We start from the raw sequence: 19,925 nt of genomic DNA on the forward strand, positions 1-19,925 counted from the left end.
AGGAATTCATGATGAAAAAAACGTTAATTTGCTTAGCCTTAGCAGGTTTACTCAGTGCATGTGGCGGGTCAGACAATGATTCTGGTAGCAATCAGAATCCGCCACCGAGTTCAGCAACACAGATTGGTGTACTGACCGATGGCCCTGTAACTGGGGTTAAATATCTCAGAGCTTCGAGTTCAGGTGAAAGTATTGAAGGTATCACCAATGATAAAGGTGAGTTTGAATATGCTGAGGGTGATACTGTTCGCTTCTTTATTGGTGATGTGCAACTTGGTGAAGCCATTGAAGCTAAAGCACGTATTACCCCACTAGATTTGGCTGAAAGTGAAAATGCCCGTACCAACTTAATGGTATTTTTACAATCTTTAGATAGCGATGGCGACCATAGCAATGGAATTGAAATTACTGCAGACACTCAAACAGCCTTAACCGCTGTGAATATGAATTTCGAGCAAACACCCGCAGAGTTTTCAACTACGTTTGTCAATGAAGTGATCCCTAAAACCGATATCCCACTAGATCGAATCGTGACACCTGAAAAAGCTGCAGAAAACTTCCAAGCCACTTTCTATAAAGATATTGCAGGCACTTGGGAAATTGGGCGTACTGAAAGCACTACTGTTATATTACATATTTTACCAGACGGACGTTATGCGCTAGGTGAAGCAGATGTAGCTGATGAAACAGGGAAGTCTGGTATCGAAACAGGACGACTAAATTGGAATGCTTTAACTTCAGCGCTGAGCCCTGTGATCTCAGTAGATACTAATGGAGACTACGGGCTTTCACATCCAGACAATGATGGTCATTACCGCCTAAGTTATAACGGTACAGATTTAGTGCTGACTGATGTAGGAAGTAATAGCACCTATATTTTAACTAAAGTCAAACAATCATCAGGTTTAGTCGGCACTTGGCAATTTAATCAAACTCATTTATTTGCTTTCTTTGACACAGGATTCTATTTCTTGTTAGACACTGAAGGCGATGATGATTGCGCTAACCCAGGTATTGAATATGGCAAATATTCAATGACAGCCAATACACTTGCCGCAACAGAAGTGTTATATGACACCAACGATTGCGGTGGCTTACAAGACTCTTGGGATGGCAGTAAAGTGAATGCAACTTACAGCATCTCAGGAACAAGCCTAACCTTGCATCCGCAAGGCGAAGACTCTGTTACCCTACAACGTAGTAACTAAACATATTCAAAAGCTGCCTAAGCCAAACTTAGGCAGCTTTAACCAATATGCTCAAAATGAATGGTACAACCCATTAATAAATGCATAAGTTCAATTTGCGAGTTGCATTGGGTTTTTTCATAAATATTTTTAAAATAAGTGCGCACCGAACTGAGGGTAATCCCGCAATGTTCCGCAATTTCTTCTAACTTATAACCATTCAACAACAACTCACACAACTCAAACTCACGTTTAGATAATTGATAAGCTTGCTGCAAATAGGCTTTAGACAAGGCATAGTGCTGATGTTTATCGGTCAGAAATACCGCAATTTGATGTTGTCCTGCATTTTGATGCTGCATATTTTTTAATTTAGAACAAGGTACGATAGTCAGCATTAATTGTTGTCCTTTCGCATCTGACAAAGACAATACACCGCCTACATCTGCGTTTAATGCCGACTGTCCCAACAACGCTGAATGTAATAGTTGATCTAAACGACTTTGATCATAAGCATGGGTTTTTAATCGATTATACAAATCCAAATCTAAACATGAATCGTGTTCCAGCATGCTTTGAGCTAAAGGGTTTGAATAAGTCAAACTCAGCTGATGATCAAGCAAAATTACACCTGTTTTTAAATGATCGAGCACGCTATACAAACTTAAATTTTCTTGTTTAACCAAACTAAACTGACGATGGATTTGTAAAGCACGGCGTAAATGCACACCCAAATGCTTTAAAAAATCCAACTCTTTTTGTTGATACGGCGCTACATCTGGCGCACGGTGTAGCCCCAAAACCGCCCAGCGATGTGAACCCTGATCGAGCAAAACAGCCGAGATATAACTAATTCCCGTCGGATTCAAACAGCGCTCATAAAAGATATATTCATCACTTTCAGGGTTTTCCCCATAATGCGATAAATCCGAGCTCGCTACTTGCCCCACACCTAAATTTTCCCACAATACTCGGTGTAACTGCATGTCAATCACGCGAATCCGCTCATCACGATAGGCATGCAAAGCTTCATCTGGAATATTGTGACTAAATAAAAAATCGTAACTTGGACTAAATTGATCTAAGGCAGTAAAAATGGCGGTTTTACTGTCTGTATATTGAACAATTTTTTCAATTACTTGCGGCCATAAATTCACATCTACAGCGGCATCATAAATACTGCCTATAATTTCGTGTTCTCGGTTATCCATTTTTATCCCCTTTATGCCTACTCCAATCTGCATTACATTTATTTAATCATTTGTTTTTCTTATTGTTCTAAAAAGAATAATGAGTTTTATTCACAAAAAAAGGAGTTTAAATACATATTACACATTTAATGTGTAAATAAAAAATAGCTAGGTGATTTTGTCTTTTCATGTGTGCAATCTCTACATTACAAAAACTACGCCATAAAAAAAACCCCGTATCTGACGATACGAGGTTTTTGAAGTTTGGGTACGCTGAGGTTTACATCATACCGCCCATACCACCCATGCCACCCATATCTGGCATTGCTGGCTTGTCTTCTGGGATTTCAGTAATCATACATTCAGTTGTAAGCATTAAGCCCGCAACAGATGCAGCATGCTCAAGCGCAGAACGTGTTACTTTAGCTGGGTCAAGAATACCCATTTCAAGCATATCGCCATACTCTGAAGTTGCAGCGTTATAACCAAAGTTACCTTCACCGTTTTTCACAGCATTGATTACAACTGATGGCTCATCACCAGAGTTTGCAACGATTTGACGAAGCGGCGCTTCAATCGCACGACGTAAAATGTTGATACCAACATTTTGGTCATCATTAGCACCAGACACACCTTCAAGTGCTTTTGCAGCACGTACAAGTGCAACACCACCACCTGCTACAACACCTTCTTCAACTGCAGCACGAGTTGCATGAAGTGCATCGTCAACGCGATCTTTCTTCTCTTTCATTTCAACTTCAGTTGCAGCGCCGATTTTGATTACAGCAACACCGCCTGCCAATTTAGCAACGCGTTCTTGAAGTTTTTCTTTGTCGTATTCTGAAGTTGATTCTTCAATTTGAGCACGAATTTGAGTTACCCGTTCAGCAATTTGCTCTGCAACACCTGCACCATCAACAATTACTGTGTTTTCTTTAGAAACAGTAACTTTATGCGCTGTACCTAAATCTTGAAGAGACGCTTGTTCAAGTGACATGCCTACTTCTTCAGAAATTACAGTCGCGCCAGTTAAAATCGCGATATCTTGAAGCATGGCTTTACGACGATCACCAAAACCAGGTGCTTTAACAGCACAAACTTTGATAATGCCACGCATGTTGTTTACAACAAGAGTTGCAAGTGCTTCACCTTCAACATCTTCAGCAATGATAAGAAGCGGTTTACCTGTTTTAGCAACAGCTTCAAGTACAGCAATTAATTCGCGGATGTTGCTGATTTTTTTATCAACAAGAAGAATGTATGGGTTTTCAAGTTCAGCTGTTAGTGTATCTTGCTTGTTTGCAAAGTACGGGCTGATGTAACCACGGTCAAACTGCATACCCTCTACAACATCTAGAGAATCTTCAAAGCCTGAACCCTCTTCAACTGTAATTACACCCTCTTTACCAACTTTTTCCATTGCTTGAGCAATAAGTTTACCAACAGTGGTGTCAGAGTTCGCAGAAATAGAACCTACTTGTTCAATCGCTTTAGAGTCAGATGCAGGTTTTGCAGTCGCTTTAATTTCAGCAACTACAGCTTTAACCGCGATGTCGATACCGCGTTTAAGATCCATTGGGTTCATACCCGCAGTTACTGATTTAATCCCTTCATTAAGGATTGCTTGTGCAAGAACAGTTGCAGTTGTTGTACCGTCACCCGCGATGTCGTTGGTTTTTGAAGACACTTCACGAACTAGCTGAGCGCCCATGTTTTCAAACTTGTCTTTTAACGTGATTTCTTTAGCAACAGAAACACCATCTTTAGTGATGTGCGGTGCACCGAAAGAACGGTCGATGACAACGTTACGGCCTTTAGGACCTAAAGTCACTTTTACAGCATCTGCAAGTACATTTACACCCGCGATCATTTTTGAACGCGCTGAATCACCAAATTTTACGTCTTTAGCTGACATGTCTAACTCCGAATCTTTTTAAATTTTTTAACAATTTATGATGAATAAAAGGGTCTAAATGCGTGTACGAAACTTAAGCTTCAAGTACCGCTAAGATGTCAGACTCTTTCATAATAAGAAGCTCTTCGCCTGCTACTTTTACTTTTGTACCGGCATAAGTGCCAAACAATACGTTGTCACCAACTTTAACGTCTAATGCACGTACGCCATTGTCAGTTACTTTGCCATTACCTACAGCGATTACTTCGCCTTGAGCAGGTTGTTCAGCTGCTGAAGTACTTAAAATAAGACCACCAGCAGTTTTAGTTTCCTTTTCAACACGGCGAATCACAACGTTGTCATGCAAAGGACGAATATTGCTCATAGTTAACTCCAGACTAAGTCTATTTACTAGATAAAAGACGATGACATTTTGATTTCCGTAAGCCATCGACAAAAAATAATTTAGATGACACTTTTGTGGGGATGGAAAAAAACCCTTCAAGGGCAAAATTTAATTTTTTTCATTTTTTTGTATTTTTTTTCTTCAAAATTTAAATTTAAAGGATTAAAGCTCATCCAAAATATGAGTACTAAAATTTTCTTCGAATATTTTTAACTTTGAATGATAAAAATAATGCTGCACATTCATCTGCTCATCAATGACATTAAAACTGTTGGCAAGGTTATCGTGTAGGCGATATGACGTTGCAGTTCCAGCATGAATATCCCAAACTGGATGCGCAGCACCTAAAGCATAAATTTGATTGAGGTCATAGCTGGCTGGAACATGTAAATGTCCATGCAATAAACCATTCAAACCGTGTTGACTCCATTGCTCGAGTGCCAAATGCCCTTGAACAGGACAATCTTTCACACCATGTGGGTCATTGGGCGGCGTATAAAAAGGTTGATGCGCTATGATTAATTTCACTTTATTGGGAGGCGCATGTTTAAGTAACTCGTCGACATGATGTATTTGCTCGAGCGATACATGCCCTCGCGTATGGTAACGACGACGAATACTATTGATCCCAATTAAATAAAAATGTTCGGTTTCCAGTACATTTTCCATGGCACCAAAAAAAAGTTGATAACGTGCGAAAGGACTAAAAACACGGTTCCATAAATGATACAGCGGAATATCATGATTCCCTGGCACAACGATATAAGGCAGCTTTAAGCTTTCTAAAAATTGCTTACATGCATAAAACTGACGATAGCGCGCACGTTGGGTTAAGTCTCCACTGGCAACCACGGCTTCGATACGATTTTCACGACAAAATTGCTGAATCGCGCGCATACACTCTGGCTTTTCAGTGCCAAAATGCAGATCAGACAGATGCAGTATCATGTGGCACCCGTATCTTTAAGGCTTGTTTTTGCACTCGAATTTTAAGCGGCGGTTTCATTTCTACAATCTCACCATCCACAGCAACGGTCATTTTTTTTCGTTGAGTATGTATCGTGACTTCATTAGCGGCAAAACTATACACATCTGGCGCATTGTCGATATTGCCACGGATCAACTGCCATAAAATTTTAAATAACGTTTTCTTATCACTTTTTGCGACCACCACACCTGCAACTTTACCTGCTGCTGCATCTTTAGCAATTTGCAAATTTAAATCGGCCAATTGCAATTGGTTATTACCAAAAAAGATCAAAGGCGTTTTGACTGGATAAATATGATGATCCACTTCGATTTCCAATTTCAACTCTTTACGATCTCGAATCAGCACATCCAAACCTGAGGTATAAGCATGTAATGGGAAACGACCAAACTTTTGATTATAAAATTCTCTTTTTTGTATAAATAAAGGATACAAGCCCAAACTGGCATTGTTTAAATAGATATGTTCATTGATTTGCGCCACATGTACCTGTCGATTATTGCCTGTCGCAATCACCTGTGCCGCTTGAATTAAATCGAGAGGAATATTGAGTACCCGCGCCACATAATTAAATGTGCCCAAAGGTAAGACCCCCATAGGAATATCGGTATGCATCAACTGATGAGCAACAGCATTTAAGGTTCCATCACCACCTGCAGCAACCACAACACCCAAATTATCAGGGTCTTTATGGCGTGCAAATACCTTGCTCATTAAAGTATCAAAACTCGCTTCCTGCCCAAGCTCAAATGACTGTATTTCGAAATTATGATCGGATAATATCCGCACAAGTTCCTCGTAGACTTCATCTTTGTTTGCAGCATGAAATCCTGATTTTTTATTATAGATAATAGATAAAGGCTTGGCTTGTTTAATCACTTTTTATACATCTTGGCCGCTTAGTATTTTATTTTGTCGAATTTAACAGCAAATAATAGCGCCTTTATGTAAAAATCGAATTACCACCATTTATTTAATCAATAATAATTCTCAAATATCAATTACATGCAACTTTTTGTTTTTATTAAAAATAACTATATAAAATATTGTCCATCACGTTAATAAATAAAGTGAAAATTCACCACATTATATGTTAAGTTATTGTATTTTATCTATATTTAATATAAATAGTATTAACTACCAAAAAAAATCTACCACTTCTTTAGTCTTATTTTTTTTATGATTTTATGCTTTAATACAGCCACTTTTTTTTCATCTTTTATCTGCATGATGTATCCCATGATGCAGATTATACTTTGTACGGTTAGTACATTTTTGAGATAGGCCTCACCATGACCCAAGTGAACGCACCAGAATTCGTTCGTCACCCTAAGCTCATTGCTTGGGTGGAAGAAATTGCCAAATTAACCAAACCAGCAAAAATCGAATGGTGTGACGGTAGCGCAGAAGAATATCAACGTTATATCGACTTGATGATCGCTAACGGCACTATGCAAGAACTTAACCAAGAAAAACATCCTGGTTCTTACCTTGCTAATTCTGATCCTTCTGACGTTGCTCGTGTTGAAGGTCGTACTTACATCTGTTCTGAAAAACAAGAAGATGCAGGCGCAACAAACAACTGGGAAGCTCCAGCTGAAATGCGTGCTCGTCTGAATGGTTTATTTGACGGTTCAATGAAAGGCCGTACTTTGTACGTAGTTCCTTTCTCTATGGGTCCTTTAGGTTCTCATATTGCTCACATCGGTATCGAACTTACTGATTCTCCTTACGTTGCTGTAAGCATGTCTAAAATGGCTCGTATGGGTAAAGCTGTTTATGACGTACTTGGTACTGACGGTGACTTCATTCCTTGCGTACACACTGTTGGTGCTCCGCTTGAAGAAGGTCAAAAAGACGTTGCTTGGCCTTGCAACCCTGAAAAATACATCGTTCATTACCCAGAAACTCGTGAAATCTGGTCTTACGGTTCTGGTTACGGCGGTAACGCATTGTTGGGTAAAAAATGCCTAGCTTTACGTATTGCATCTTCTATGGGTCGTCAACAAGGTTGGTTAGCTGAACACATGCTAATCCTTGGCGTGACTAACCCACAAGGCGAAAAACACTACATCGCAGCTGCATTCCCTTCTGCTTGTGGTAAAACAAACTTCGCGATGTTGATTCCACCAGCGGGTTACGAAGGTTGGAAAATTGAAACTGTAGGTGACGATATTGCTTGGATCAAACCAGGTGAAGACGGTCGCTTATATGCAATCAACCCTGAAGCTGGTTTCTTCGGTGTAGCACCTGGTACAAATACCAAAACTAACCCGAACTGTATGGCAACACTTCACAAAGACGTGATCTATACAAACGTTGCTGTAACTGACAACGGTGAAGTATGGTGGGAAGGTCTTTCTAAAGAAGCACCTGCTAACCTAACTAACTGGAAAGGTCAGCCACACGTTGCTGGTGAAAAAGCTGCGCATCCAAATGCTCGTTTCACAGTTTCAGCTGGTCAATGTCCTTCTATTGATGCTGACTGGGAAAATCCAGCAGGTGTTCCAATTTCTGCATTCATCTTCGGTGGTCGTCGTGCAGACACAGTGCCTCTAATTTCAGAAGCATTTGACTGGGTTGACGGTGTTTACAAAGCTGCAACTATGGGCTCTGAAACAACTGCTGCTGCTGTTGGTCAACAAGGTATCGTTCGTCGTGACCCATTCGCAATGCTTCCATTTGCGGGTTACAACATGGCTGACTACTTCTCTCACTGGTTAGAGCTTGGTGAACAAGTTGCTGCTAAAGCTGAAGCTGCTGGCAACAAACTTCCTGGTATCTACAACGTGAACTGGTTCCGTCGTGATGCTGAAGGCAACTTCGTATGGCCTGGTTTCGGTCAAAACATGCGTGTTCTTGAGTGGATCATTGACCGTTGTGAAGGTCGTGCAACTGCTGTTGAAACTCCAATTGGCCGCGTACCGACTTACGAACAATTGAACTGGACTGGTTCAGACTTCACTAAAGAACAATTTGATCTTGTAACTTCACAAGACAAAGAACAGTGGATCAAAGAACTTGAAAGCCACACTGAATTGTTCAACAAACTTGGTGACCGTTTACCAAAAGCACTTAAAGCACGTCAAGACGAGCTTTTAGAAGCTGTAAAAAAATCTGCTTAATCCGCCTTTAATTTCCCTCTTTTAAAAGAGGGATTAAGGGAGATTTAAAAGACCGCCTTGTGCGGTCTTTTTTTATATCAACTAAGCCACATCTTGAGCTTTTTGCTTTATTCGTATTGCCATTAAGTATTCATCCAAAGCATCAACTTCAGCTGCGCTGAATTGCAAATATAACTTTGTCCGTCTTTGCAAAATATCTTCAGAACTTCTCGCCCACTCATGTTCGACCAAATAATCCACTTCTTGAGCATACAAGCCATGTCCAAAGTTTTGCCCCAATTCATCAATCGAAGTTAAATGATTCAGCAAAATCCAGACACGTGTTCCATAAGCATGCGCCCAACGACTAGCTAAGCTGCTCGAAACCCCTCGCACTTTTTGTTGGATTTCAACCATCAACTGCTCTACCGATTCTAAATTTTCCGCACCAGGCAATGTTGCATCAGCAGTCCACGCTTTGGATCGATGATGAAAAACCGTTTTAAGTTGATCTAATGCTGCTTCTGCGAGTTTTCGATAGGTAGTGAGCTTGCCGCCAAAGATTGAAAGTAATGCAGCCCCTTCTACATCGGTCAGTGCCAAGGTGTAATCTCGCGTGACTGCTGCTGGATTGTCTGACTCATCATCACACAGCGGACGCACACCTGAATAAGTTGAAATGATGTCCGTTTGCGTCAATTGAGTTTTAAAGTGATCATTTGACACATCAAGCAAGTAATCGATTTCTTCCTGGCTTATCTTTACTCGATTTGGGTCTGCTTGATATTCACGATCTGTCGTGCCGATCAGGGTATATTGTTCTAAATAAGGAATCGCAAAGACAATGCGATGATCATCATTTTGCATAATAAAAGCTTTATCACCGTCAAAGAGCTTTGGCACAATAATATGGCTACCCTGTATCAGCCGTATACCATAAGGTGACTCTTGCTTTAACCCCTGTTTTATAAAGTCAGCAACCCAAGGACCTGCCGCATTCACCAATACTTTAGCCTGCACATTTTGCAAACCCTTGGCATTTTTCAAACACACCTGCCAAATTCCAGCTTTGCTATATGCATTTAAACATTCTGTTCGAGTCAGAATCTGTGCACCATATTCGCGTGCTTGTATCGCATTCAGTACAACCAAACGTGCGTCATCTACTGCACAATCGGAATATTCGAACCCTCGGGTAAATTTGGATGCTAAAGGACTAGCTTCCACATCAAATTCAATACCATTTGAGCCTGAAAGCTGTTCTCGCTTACCCAAATAATCATAAAAGAATAATCCAGTCCGAATCAGCCAAGCCGGACGTAAGTGCGGTTCATGTGGCATGATAAAACGCATCGGTCGAATAATATGAGGGGCTTTTTTAAGGAGAACTTCGCGTTCTGCCAGTGCTTCACGTACCAAACGAAATTCTTTATGTTCCAAATAGCGCAGACCACCATGAATTAATTTGCTACTTGCAGATGAAGTGTGGCTCGCGAGATCGTCTTTTTCACAGAGCAAAACACTTAAACCCCGCCCCGCTGCATCACAGGCAATACCAACACCATTTATTCCACCACCAATGACCACCATGTCATATATTGATTGTTGTTGTGTATTCATCGCTCCCTCCCGCTATGTCTTTTTATTCAACAATGCTTCGTTTTCTTTGCTTTATTATTTTTCTCATTGATCATGCTTTTTGATCAAGTACCTATTTTGATCAAGATATCTGTACGCTGAGTTTTTTATATCCTTCAATAAATGAGAAGTTATATTTTAAATGTACGTTTAAAAGCTTGCTGGCTCAAGCATGAAATCAATCATTTTAAAGTCAGAACCTATATTCAAAGCAAACATAATTACAAGCAGTTGATTTGTATTTTTTTTCAACCTAATCTTTTTTAAAATTTTATTTCAAGCTTTTATATATTGCATGTTCAGCTGCAGAAGCCTTCAGTTTTGATGTACCCCGTTTATGCACTTACAGATACCATCTTTGGTGGTACTGCAGAATTTTTTGCCCTAAGTTTCAAAGAAGCTGGCTATGAGACATGGTTCTTCATCTATGTAACCATCATGATTTTTATTTCGTTATTGGTCTACGTCTTTATGAAAGACACCAAACACCATTCCAAAATTCAGGAGCATTGATCAGAATTATTTGATGATGACTTATTGATCAAGCTGATCAAAAAATGCATATTTTTTCCCATCAAAGCCTCAATCTATGAGGCTTTGTTGTTTTCATTTAGTCGTGAAAAATGTATCTGCTCAAAAAAATCGCATTTTATAGACTAAAGTCGCATGATTTTATGCGACAACAGGAGTATAAATTAAATAAATATAGTTCCATCTCCCATTTCGACAAAATATATTGATTTAAACTTTTCCCAAAGAGTTTAAATGGATATGTTTTGCATTCATTCCTTGGAGAATGATGTGTCAAACTCATCTGAGCCAGTTGTTCCTGAACAATTGGATAGAAAAACTCGTGTCAAATCTATCCTCGGCGGATCTGCCGGCAACCTCGTTGAATGGTACGACTGGTATGTCTACGCTGCCTTTACCCTTTACTTTGCACCGCAATTTTTCCCTGACGGTGACAATACTGTAAAACTCTTACAAGCAGCCGCAGTCTTTGCACTCGGTTTCTTAATGCGTCCAATCGGCGCATGGGTCATGGGTATTTATGCAGACCGCAAAGGTCGTAAAGCAGGTTTAACGCTGTCTGTATCGTTGATGTGTGTCGGCTCACTGATGATCGCATGTGCGCCAACCTATGATTCTGTAGGCATGCTCGCACCCGCTATTCTACTTTTAGCGCGTTTACTCCAAGGCTTAAGTGTCGGCGGTGAATATGGCTCTAGTGCGACCTATTTGACTGAAATGGCAGGTAAAAACCACCGTGGTTTCTTCTCAAGTTTCCAATATGTCACACTGATTTCAGGTCAGCTATTGGCACTTTGCGTTTTAATTATCTTACAACGCAATTTCTCAGAACAAGCTTTAACTGAATGGGGCTGGCGTGTTCCCTTCTTCATCGGTGCGTTGCTCGCTATTGTGGTGTTCTGGATTCGTCGCGGTTTAGTTGAAACTCAATCCTCTAAAGAAGCTCAAGAACAGGCTAAAAATGGTGGTCCAAAATCAGGTGCTTTAGCGTTATTTACTAAATACCCTAAACAAGCCTTCACTGTGATCATGTTGACTGCCGGTGGTACTTTAGCGTTCAATACCTTTACCACTTATTTACAAAAGTATTTGGTCAACACGTCTGGCTTTGAAAAAACCACAGCAACTGAAATTACCACTGCTGCGATTTTCATCTTCATGCTTTTACAACCTGCTGTTGGTGCGCTTTCAGACAAAATTGGTCGTAAGCCAATCATGATCGCCTTTGGTGTGCTTGGTGTACTCTTTACCATTCCAATTTTCAATGGAATCGGTTCTACGACTAGCCCAACCACTGCATTTATGCTCTGCATGAGCGGTATGGTGATTGTCACTGGTTATACTGCGATTAATGCCGTAGTAAAAGCAGAGTTGTTCCCTGCGCACATTCGTGCTCTAGGTGTTGCATTGCCTTATGCCATTGCAAATACACTCTTTGGTGGTACCGCAGAACTTGTGGCTTTGAGCTTCAAAAATGCAGGCCATGAAAACTACTTCTTCTACTACATTACATTCATGATTGGTTTATCTTTAATTACCTATGTCTTCATGAAAGATACCAAAAAACATAGCATGATCACTGACGATTAATTCGCTCAGCCCTGCTATTCCACTTAAGCTCATCAAAGCCTATTTTGATGAGCTTTTTTTATCTCCATTTCCATCCATTCATCGACTCGTCCACATCATAATTTAATCAAACTTCTTTGGCTTTCTTGGTTTTCGCCATCGAGTCGACAGACGGACTATGGCATACTGAGCATACAAATACACACGGCGAATGAATGATGAAAAATATTTACAAAGTTTTAAGTTTGGGTATTGTTGCAATGTCGATGGCTGCTTGCCAAAGCACTCCACGTGCTTTTAATGGTCAAACGGGCTTTCAAATAGAGTCCAAATCTGCAGATAGCGCAACACTTGCATATACTTTAGCGGGTCGCCAAAACCAACAACTGGATGCCAATAAATTACAACGTGCTTGCCAAAAAGTATTAAATACGCAAAAGACCTATAAATTACAAATCTTAAGCGTGAACGAAATTGCAAATCCTGCTTTGGAAAATACCCAGTACGGCCGTCAAATTGGTAATACACGTGCGAACTTCGGTCTGTCAAATACCCCAGACCTTCGTAACTCTGAAAACTTAGGCGCACGCGATGCACTCGATGCTCGCCCTGCCACCTTACGTGTGGTTCGTTATACTTGTTCTTAATCAAATTTGCTGTTCAAAAGACAAAAAAAAGACGCTTTGAGCGTCTTTTTTTATGGGTTCAATATTTATAGGGTTTTATAAAAACTCACATTTCGAAACTCAGGTGATTCATCCAAATCAGGCCATGTTGTTGCGCTACGTTCATCGAGTTTTTCATATTTAGGATGACTAAAGTTTTTCACACGACTGTCTGCCACCCACACTTCTGGAGCAAACTTTAAAAACTCATCCAAAAAGAAACGGTTGCATTGGTCATATAGCACATCTGCAGCCAATAAAATATCGACTTGTTCGGCTTTATACAGATCGTCCAAATATTCGAGTTCAACATTATTCAACTCTGCATTGGCACGGCAGGCATCTAGGCTCACTTGGTCGATGTCACAGCAGATCACGCGTTTCGCCCCTGCCATTTTCGCGGCAATCGCCACCACGCCTGAACCTGCACCAAAGTCCAACACCACTTTATCTTTGACATGATGCGGCTCTGCCAATAACCACTGCGCCATCGCAAGACCAGAAGCCCAGCAGAAAATCCAATACGGTGTGTCACTCCATATACGGCGAATGACTTCATCATCCAATTTATCGGTTGGAAATACAGGCGGTATCAACCATAAAGAAATGGGGGTTTCAGGCAACTGTTGTGCATGTAATTCACAATGCGGAATGACTTCATGCAGTGCTTTCAGTAAATGTTCAGGGGCTTTGGGGAATTGGAAAGTACAGCTCATATTAAGCCTTGGAGATGATTTTATTTGAATTTATAAACGTATTAGATATGCGACATCGTCATCTGCTGCTGTGCGAGACAGACCTTAATCGAATGAACACTGTTTCTGCGATACCATTAATCAAAAGACTGATTCTGTCGAGTTCAGCAGATGACAAATGGTTTTGGTTACTTTTGCCGAAACAAAAGTAACATACGAGCTTCTTACATTTTAGTCACAACGGTAAGACTCCGTTGTGACTTTAATATCTTTTTATTAAAAGATTAACCCAACGCTTTTTCAGCAGCTTCAACAGTTTGACGAATCAACGTTGTAATGGTCATAGGACCTACACCACCCGGAACAGGTGTATAAGCAGAAGCAACTTCTTCAATACCCACCAATTGGATATCACCTACACCGCCGCCATCACGTGGATGAAAGCCAGCATCAACAACCACTGCACCTGGTTTGATCCAATCTTTTTGAATCAATTCAGCTTTACCTACCGCACCTACAATAATGTCAGCTTGTTTAACAAAGTCAGCCAAGTTTTGAGTACGTGAGTGGCACGTAGTCACTGTCGCATTTGCTTCAAGTAACATTGCAGACATTGGTTTACCCAAAATTGCAGAACGCCCCACAACAACCGCATGTTTACCTGCGATTTCAATGTTGTTTTCTTTTAAAATGGTCATGATACCTGCAGGAGTCGCAGAACCATACGCAGCTTCACCCATTGCCATACGGCCGAAACCTAAGCAGGTCACGCCATCTACGTCTTTTTCAAGCGAGATCGCATCGAAACAAGCACGCTCATCAATTTGAGCAGGTACGGGGTGTTGTAACAAAATACCGTGAACATCTGGATTTGCATTCAATTTTTCAATTTCAGCAAGCAATTGCTCAGTTGTGGTTTCTTTAGGAAGCTCAACTTTTAATGAATCCATACCAACACGGCGGCAAGCATTCCCTTTCATACGTACATAAGTTGCAGATGCACCATCGTCACCTACCAAAATAGTCGCAAGAATTGGGGTACGACCAGTTTTCTCTTTTAGCGCTTCTACGCGAGTCAACAAGTCAGCTTCAATTTTCTTCGCCAATGCACGACCATCTAAAACTAATGCCACGGCACTTCTCCAAGTGATGATATGAATCAATTTTGCACATAATACATGATTATTTTAAATTTTTTACCTTGTATGCTGCTTTTATGCTCATACAGATGAATCTGCTATTGTTTTTTTTTCAGAGCTTGCTAATATACGCATCAACAAGACGTGGCGGGGTGGCAGAGTGGTCATGCAGCGGACTGCAACTCCGTGTACGCCGGTTCGATTCCGACCTCCGCCTCCAATCTTGTTAAGCCCGAGTGGTGAAATCGGTAGACACAGGGGATTTAAAATCCCCCGCCCACAAAGCGTGCCAGTTCGAGTCTGGCCTCGGGCACCATTCTTCTTCTATTGAAGATGGTGTAATAAAGAACCCAGCGATAAGCTGGTTTTTTTATGCCTAAAATTTAGTAAGACAATAAAAAAAGAGGGACATTGCCCTCTTTAATTATTTTAAAACACCCTGCAAATACATCGCGTTTTAAAAATAATCCTTTAGATCACTTCAACCACAATCTTACCCACATGGTCGCCTGTATCCATGGCTGCATGTGCTTCTTGAATTTGGTCAAACTTAAATGTTTTGTAAATCATTGGCAGGCATTCACCTTTAGACCATAACGGAACAACATTTTCCTGAATGCCTTTGGCAATCTCTGCTTTTTCTGCAGTATTACGCGCACGCATGGTTGAGCCTGTAATGGTCAAACGCTTCATCATGATTTGACCCAGTTTTACTTCTTTGGCTTTTGCACCGCCTAAAAATGCGATATAGACCAAACGACCATCACGACGTAATAGATTGAGGTTCTGCGCTAAATACGGTGCGCCAACAATATCTAAAATGACATCTACACCTTGCTCATTGGTCGCTTCATTAATCACTTGCTCAAAGTCTTGAGTCTTGTAGTTAATCGCATGCGTGATATCAGAGATCGCTGCCACTTTTTCATCTGAACCGACTGTTGCAAATGTTTTCATGCCCAACGCATTACACAGCATGATTGCTGTGGTTCCAATACCACTGGTTCCCCCATGAATCAGCACCGTTTCACCTGCTTTGGCTTTACCCATTTGGAATACATTCGCCCAGACCGTAAAGAATGTTTCAGGAATCGCTGCTGCTTGAGTAAAGCTTACACCTTCAGGAATACGAATGGTTTGGCTTTCAGGTACTACGCAATATTCTGCATAACCACCACCATTGGTCAGACCGCAGACTTTATCACCCACTTTAAACAAAGTGACATCTGCACCCACAGCAACTACTTCACCCGCCACTTCCAGACCCGGTACTGGTGTTACCCCTTTCGGCATTGGGTACAAGCCTTGGCGCTGTAAAATGTCTGGACGGTTAATACCAAAGGCATGCACTTTAACCAACACTTCATCCGCTTTCGCATCTGGGATGGCAACGCTTTCATACGCCAGTTTATCGACACCGCCCGGTTCAGTAATAATGACCTGCTGCATGCTTTGCTGTGACATTGTTTTTCCTTTTCAATTATTGACTATTCATCTATCTCTGCACTATTTGAACATAGAAAGCATACAGATTGAATAACAATGGACTTATGTATAATTGGCTGACTATTTAGCAAATTAATAATAGGCAGCACATGGTTCAGGTTGTTGAATATAACGAAGATAACGCCAGCGACTATGAATGGTTCGATGGTTTTGCCGTGATTCGTTTCTATGCAGACTGGTGCGCGCCCTGTGTGCAGAACTTCCCTGTATTTGAGCAGTGTGCAAGCCAAATGTCCACGCAGCATACACGGCTCAAATTTGGCAAGGTGAATGTCGATTCCTCACCGATACTGACCTTGCGATATAACGTTTATGGCCTGCCTTCAACCTTGCTGTTTTATCGCGGGCAGGTGATTCAACGTATTGCAGGAGTTAAATCGCTGACTGAATTAACAGCCATCATTCAAGATGCTATGCAGTCACACTCAACTCATGACTAAATGGATGTGCCTTCTATTTAGATGCAGGCTCATTCGGTAAGCGCACAAACTTCATTAACGTATTACGCACCAATGGCAAAACAATCAAAATAAGTGGAAATGCCATCATCCATGACATACCCCAAGCGCGCAGCCAAATACCAAGAAAGCCTTCAACTAAGCCTTTATTCATCAGCATATTAAAGCAGGAAATTGAACCGCTCATAATGCCGGACAGAATCAGGGGCATCAGCCAAGTCATGTGTTTGGGATGAAATTTTGGGAGTTGATTCATCTGTAAATACCTATTATTCGTCTTGGGCTGCGTTCTGGGCTTTTACGGTTTGTTTCAGTGTTTTCATAAACTGACCAAAATGCGGCATGAAATCTTTAAATAAAGGAAGGTCTTTATTTTCCAGCAAGGTTTCACCAAACAGTTTCAGACCCACGGCAAAGGCTTTGGTTTTTTCATCATCTAATAACTGCGCTTTAGTCAAATGCTCTAGCACCTTAAACATGTCATCATGGTTGTAAGCATTAAACTGCAAAGCTTCGGTATAGGTCGATGGATTGCCCTGTGCATCGGCAATGTGTTTGAGCGTAATTTCATATTGATGCTGTTTCATTGTGTCACCTCCATACGGCTGATTTCGACGGCCGCCTGATCGATTTTTTCTGCAATGGCATACACCTGTTCAGGTGTCAGTTCACAGTGCTGAATTTTGATGCGCAGTGATGCTTTTAGGTTTTCCATCGCACGTTTGATATCGACGTATTGTTCGTTGTTATGAATCTGCTTGCGGGTATCAAAACGGCAGAGGATTTTCTCTACTGTGGCTTTTTCGGCATCCAGATGCGCTAAGCCTGACTGCGTAACGCTGTATTGTTTACGGTCTTCCGCATTTAGTTCTGCATGGATGTATTGCTGTTCTTCGAGGTAATTCAGCGTTGGGTAAATTGTCCCTGTGCTTGGACTGTAACCACCGCCTACGATTGCGCCGACATCTTTAATGATGTCGTAGCTGAATTTGGGTTGCTGGGCGATAAAATGCAGGACCAAAAGCTTCATTTCACCTGCTTCAAACAGGCGTTTTCGCGGTTTGGCTGTGCTTTCGATATCTGCAATCAGATCTGATTTCGACATAGGAAAGATATAGCTTAAAGTTAATTAAGATATATCTTATTATAATTTTATAAAATAAAAAACCACTTTTCAGTGGTTCTTAAAATTAAGAAAATACAAAATTATCCTGTAAATTCTTATATGCAATATCTATCTGGCGTGGAGTAAATTTCTTTTTATTTATATTCCAATTATGAATTTTATTTACTAATTCCTCTCTATCTTTGGAGCCTTCATATTTAGCTACCCAATGCACAGAGGCAAGTAACTCCAGACCAAATCTACTTTCAAAACCATCTACTATATCTGTAACTTTTTCAAAACGCTGCAATGTTTCAGGATAATTCTTAAGATATTCTCGAGCTTCTTCAACAGCACCAGGAACTAAACTGAGTGCTTTAGAAGGATCATCTCCACCATCATCATATCCCTGAATATAATGCCCTTCCATTACATTTAATACATGTCTTAAATTATCAGCATAAGGTCCATAAAGAGCTTTTTTATAATTTAAGCGCAAGGGTTCTCCTGCTTCCTGCATAAAATATAAAAGTTTTTGTACTTCCAACAAAGAAACAAATGGATCCAGTAGACCTTTTAAATATCTTTGCATTAATTCAATTAAAATTGCACGACCTGGAGTCATATTTGGCACTTGTTTATTGATTACTTTTTCAATTTTTATATTTGAATTTAATGGCTCGTATATCAAAATATCAATATCTGATAATCCATCTAAATAGTGAACAATTCTTTCTTTGACAATTTTCCAATCCAATCCCCCTAAACCTGCTCCTAAAGGAGGAATTGCTATAGACCTTATTTTTTTATCTTTAATCTCTAAAACTAAACTCTGCAAGCCGGATTCAATATCTTCAATACGACTTGCACCTTTCCAGTGTCTTTTTGTCGGGAAATTAATAATATATTTAGGATTAGTTAGTCCTAATGTTTCATAAATGAACATTTTTCCTGGTACTACTTCATTTCGTTTGCATGCTACAGCATAGTGTTTAAAGTTATCTGGCCATGCTTTCTTAAATTGAAGAGCAATGCCTCTACCCATTACACCAACACAATTAACTGTATTAACAATAGCTTCCACATCAGCTTTCAATATGTCGCCATGAGTAAATGTAATCATAACGAAATCTCAATAGTACCAATCTTGTTGGATTCTAACATGTGGCCTATGAGTTTGACCAACTAATAAAACGTTAACACGATTCAACATAGCTTGATTATAAACACCTATTTCTTTAACTAAATTCCATGAAATTGAATTCTCAATCAAAAATTCAACTTGTTTTTGATCTCTACAGCTACTCCAATATCGACTAGAAATAGCATTCCAATCCAATAGACTTAGATCACTTAAATTATTGTAATCTTCAAAGAATCTAGAACCAGCATTAGTAGAGGTAAAGACCCAACGCCTTCTATTAGCTATTGCCCATTGAACACATTCATGCATATCAAAACGCAAATGAATGATACCAGACTGCCCTCCATCGTACGTTAAATCTGAATTACCCTGATTGATCATATACAGCATTACTGATCTGGGACAAAAATAGAATGGAACACATTCCCCCACATATAAATTAGGATAACAACTTAGAGTTAGCTCTGTTAAACGCCTTTGCTTTATGTGACTTAGACCAATTACCGTACCACCAAACTGATTTTGAGACACAATACTATCTGACAATAATCCATGTGATATTATCGACGAAAGTTTATCAATAGATCTCTTTCATAAATCAAAAAACGATCTTCTTTTTGGTTAATATTTGCACTCCGGATTTCTTAGCATTCGTGCATAATCTGCGGATGAAATACATCGATTCAAACAAGCTTTCTGATCCTCA

19 protein-coding genes, 2 tRNA genes and 1 pseudogene are annotated in these 19,925 nt (G+C 40.3%); 8 read left to right on the top strand and 14 right to left on the bottom strand.

Annotated elements, in window-relative coordinates; all coding sequences use genetic code 11:
• Positions 1 to 11: 11 nt before the first annotated feature.
• Positions 12 to 1,208 carry a hypothetical protein gene (locus FTU38_RS14075; RefSeq protein ID WP_180111633.1) on the top strand — a complete coding sequence of 399 codons (1,197 nt, stop codon included), beginning with the start codon at positions 12 to 14 and terminating at the stop codon, positions 1,206 to 1,208.
• Between the two features lie 38 nt (positions 1,209 to 1,246).
• Here FTU38_RS14075 and FTU38_RS14080 read toward each other — a convergent pair whose 3' ends face one another.
• From FTU38_RS14080 to FTU38_RS14100, 5 genes are all read right to left on the bottom strand, one after another.
• Entirely contained in the window at positions 1,247 to 2,398 is a 1,152-nt protein-coding gene (locus FTU38_RS14080; protein ID WP_004972128.1) for a helix-turn-helix transcriptional regulator, read from the bottom strand.
• A gap of 259 nt (positions 2,399 to 2,657) precedes the next feature.
• Entirely contained in the window at positions 2,658 to 4,292 is a 1,635-nt protein-coding gene (groL, locus tag FTU38_RS14085) for a chaperonin GroEL (RefSeq protein ID WP_180111635.1), read from the bottom strand.
• 73 nt (positions 4,293 to 4,365) lie between these two features.
• Positions 4,366 to 4,656: a co-chaperone GroES gene (gene groES, locus FTU38_RS14090; RefSeq protein ID WP_078192966.1), complete on the bottom strand. Its 291-nt coding sequence runs from the start codon at positions 4,654 to 4,656 to the stop codon at positions 4,366 to 4,368.
• Positions 4,657 to 4,839: 183 nt separating this feature from the next.
• Positions 4,840 to 5,625, bottom strand: coding sequence for a metallophosphoesterase (locus FTU38_RS14095; protein WP_180111637.1), 786 nt, complete (start codon positions 5,623 to 5,625; stop codon positions 4,840 to 4,842).
• Complete coding sequence (locus FTU38_RS14100) at positions 5,606 to 6,544, bottom strand: diacylglycerol kinase family protein (protein ID WP_180107156.1); 939 nt, start codon at positions 6,542 to 6,544, stop codon at positions 5,606 to 5,608. Before FTU38_RS14100 ends, FTU38_RS14095 begins: the two co-directional genes overlap by 20 nt.
• 413 nt (positions 6,545 to 6,957) lie before the next feature.
• Here FTU38_RS14100 and FTU38_RS14105 point away from each other — a divergent pair, with 413 nt between their 5' ends.
• A complete protein-coding gene (locus tag FTU38_RS14105) occupies positions 6,958 to 8,790 on the top strand; it encodes a phosphoenolpyruvate carboxykinase (GTP) (RefSeq protein WP_078189879.1) in 1,833 nt (610 codons plus the stop codon).
• Positions 8,791 to 8,871: 81 nt separating this feature from the next.
• Here FTU38_RS14105 and glpD read toward each other — a convergent pair whose 3' ends face one another.
• Entirely contained in the window at positions 8,872 to 10,389 is a 1,518-nt protein-coding gene (glpD, locus tag FTU38_RS14110) for a glycerol-3-phosphate dehydrogenase (protein WP_180111639.1), read from the bottom strand.
• Between the two features lie 354 nt (positions 10,390 to 10,743).
• Here glpD and FTU38_RS14115 point away from each other — a divergent pair.
• The 3 genes and pseudogenes from FTU38_RS14115 to FTU38_RS14125 form a co-directional block, all read left to right on the top strand.
• Positions 10,744 to 10,920 (top strand): annotated as a pseudogene (locus tag FTU38_RS14115) (alpha-ketoglutarate permease); the annotation flags it as partial.
• Positions 10,921 to 11,208: 288 nt separating this feature from the next.
• The gene (locus tag FTU38_RS14120) at positions 11,209 to 12,528 is read left to right on the top strand and encodes an MFS transporter (RefSeq protein WP_078190125.1); all 1,320 of its coding nucleotides are present in this window, start codon (positions 11,209 to 11,211) and stop codon (positions 12,526 to 12,528) included.
• A 197-nt stretch (positions 12,529 to 12,725) separates the two neighbouring features.
• Positions 12,726 to 13,154 (top strand): hypothetical protein, encoded by a 429-nt coding sequence (locus FTU38_RS14125; RefSeq protein ID WP_078193296.1) that lies wholly within the window; start codon positions 12,726 to 12,728, stop codon positions 13,152 to 13,154.
• A 65-nt stretch (positions 13,155 to 13,219) separates the two neighbouring features.
• On the opposite strand, the gene FTU38_RS14130 is transcribed toward FTU38_RS14125, so the two are convergent.
• Both FTU38_RS14130 and folD read right to left on the bottom strand, forming a co-directional pair.
• Entirely contained in the window at positions 13,220 to 13,888 is a 669-nt protein-coding gene (locus tag FTU38_RS14130) for a methyltransferase (RefSeq protein WP_180089223.1), read from the bottom strand.
• A gap of 263 nt (positions 13,889 to 14,151) precedes the next feature.
• The gene (folD, locus tag FTU38_RS14135; protein ID WP_078192972.1) at positions 14,152 to 15,000 is read right to left on the bottom strand and encodes a bifunctional methylenetetrahydrofolate dehydrogenase/methenyltetrahydrofolate cyclohydrolase FolD; all 849 of its coding nucleotides are present in this window, start codon (positions 14,998 to 15,000) and stop codon (positions 14,152 to 14,154) included.
• A 152-nt stretch (positions 15,001 to 15,152) separates the two neighbouring features.
• Between folD and FTU38_RS14140 the strand changes: the two genes are divergently transcribed.
• Both FTU38_RS14140 and FTU38_RS14145 read left to right on the top strand, forming a co-directional pair.
• A tRNA-Cys gene (locus FTU38_RS14140) sits at positions 15,153 to 15,226 on the top strand.
• A gap of 10 nt (positions 15,227 to 15,236) precedes the next feature.
• Positions 15,237 to 15,322, top strand: a tRNA-Leu gene (locus FTU38_RS14145).
• 155 nt (positions 15,323 to 15,477) lie between these two features.
• Here the strand turns inward: FTU38_RS14145 and FTU38_RS14150 are convergent.
• A complete protein-coding gene (locus tag FTU38_RS14150; protein WP_180111641.1) occupies positions 15,478 to 16,470 on the bottom strand; it encodes an NAD(P)H-quinone oxidoreductase in 993 nt (330 codons plus the stop codon).
• A 131-nt stretch (positions 16,471 to 16,601) separates the two neighbouring features.
• On the opposite strand from FTU38_RS14150, the gene FTU38_RS14155 reads away from it, so the two are divergent.
• On the top strand, positions 16,602 to 16,952 hold the full coding sequence (locus tag FTU38_RS14155; RefSeq protein WP_180111643.1) for a co-chaperone YbbN: 351 nt from the start codon (positions 16,602 to 16,604) through the stop codon (positions 16,950 to 16,952).
• Between the two features lie 13 nt (positions 16,953 to 16,965).
• On the opposite strand, the gene FTU38_RS14160 is transcribed toward FTU38_RS14155, so the two are convergent.
• The 5 genes from FTU38_RS14160 to FTU38_RS14180 all read right to left on the bottom strand — a co-directional run bounded on the left by FTU38_RS14160 (position 16,966) and on the right by FTU38_RS14180 (position 19,750).
• Complete coding sequence (locus FTU38_RS14160) at positions 16,966 to 17,226, bottom strand: DUF2798 domain-containing protein (protein WP_180111645.1); 261 nt, start codon at positions 17,224 to 17,226, stop codon at positions 16,966 to 16,968.
• Positions 17,227 to 17,239: 13 nt separating this feature from the next.
• Positions 17,240 to 17,557: a DUF3861 domain-containing protein gene (locus tag FTU38_RS14165; RefSeq protein ID WP_180049114.1), complete on the bottom strand. Its 318-nt coding sequence runs from the start codon at positions 17,555 to 17,557 to the stop codon at positions 17,240 to 17,242.
• The gene (locus FTU38_RS14170) at positions 17,554 to 18,075 is read right to left on the bottom strand and encodes a PadR family transcriptional regulator (protein ID WP_180111647.1); all 522 of its coding nucleotides are present in this window, start codon (positions 18,073 to 18,075) and stop codon (positions 17,554 to 17,556) included. The genes FTU38_RS14165 and FTU38_RS14170 overlap by 4 nt, the downstream gene beginning before the upstream one ends.
• Positions 18,076 to 18,160: 85 nt before the next feature.
• Entirely contained in the window at positions 18,161 to 19,198 is a 1,038-nt protein-coding gene (locus FTU38_RS14175; RefSeq protein ID WP_180041682.1) for a macro domain-containing protein, read from the bottom strand.
• 9 nt (positions 19,199 to 19,207) lie between these two features.
• The gene (locus FTU38_RS14180; RefSeq protein WP_373684005.1) at positions 19,208 to 19,750 is read right to left on the bottom strand and encodes a DUF4433 domain-containing protein; all 543 of its coding nucleotides are present in this window, start codon (positions 19,748 to 19,750) and stop codon (positions 19,208 to 19,210) included.
• Between the last annotated feature and the right edge of the window lie 175 nt (positions 19,751 to 19,925).

Origin of the sequence: Acinetobacter sp. YH12098 (assembly GCF_013419235.1) — a bacterium.
Classification (GTDB): domain Bacteria; phylum Pseudomonadota; class Gammaproteobacteria; order Pseudomonadales; family Moraxellaceae; genus Acinetobacter; species Acinetobacter amyesii.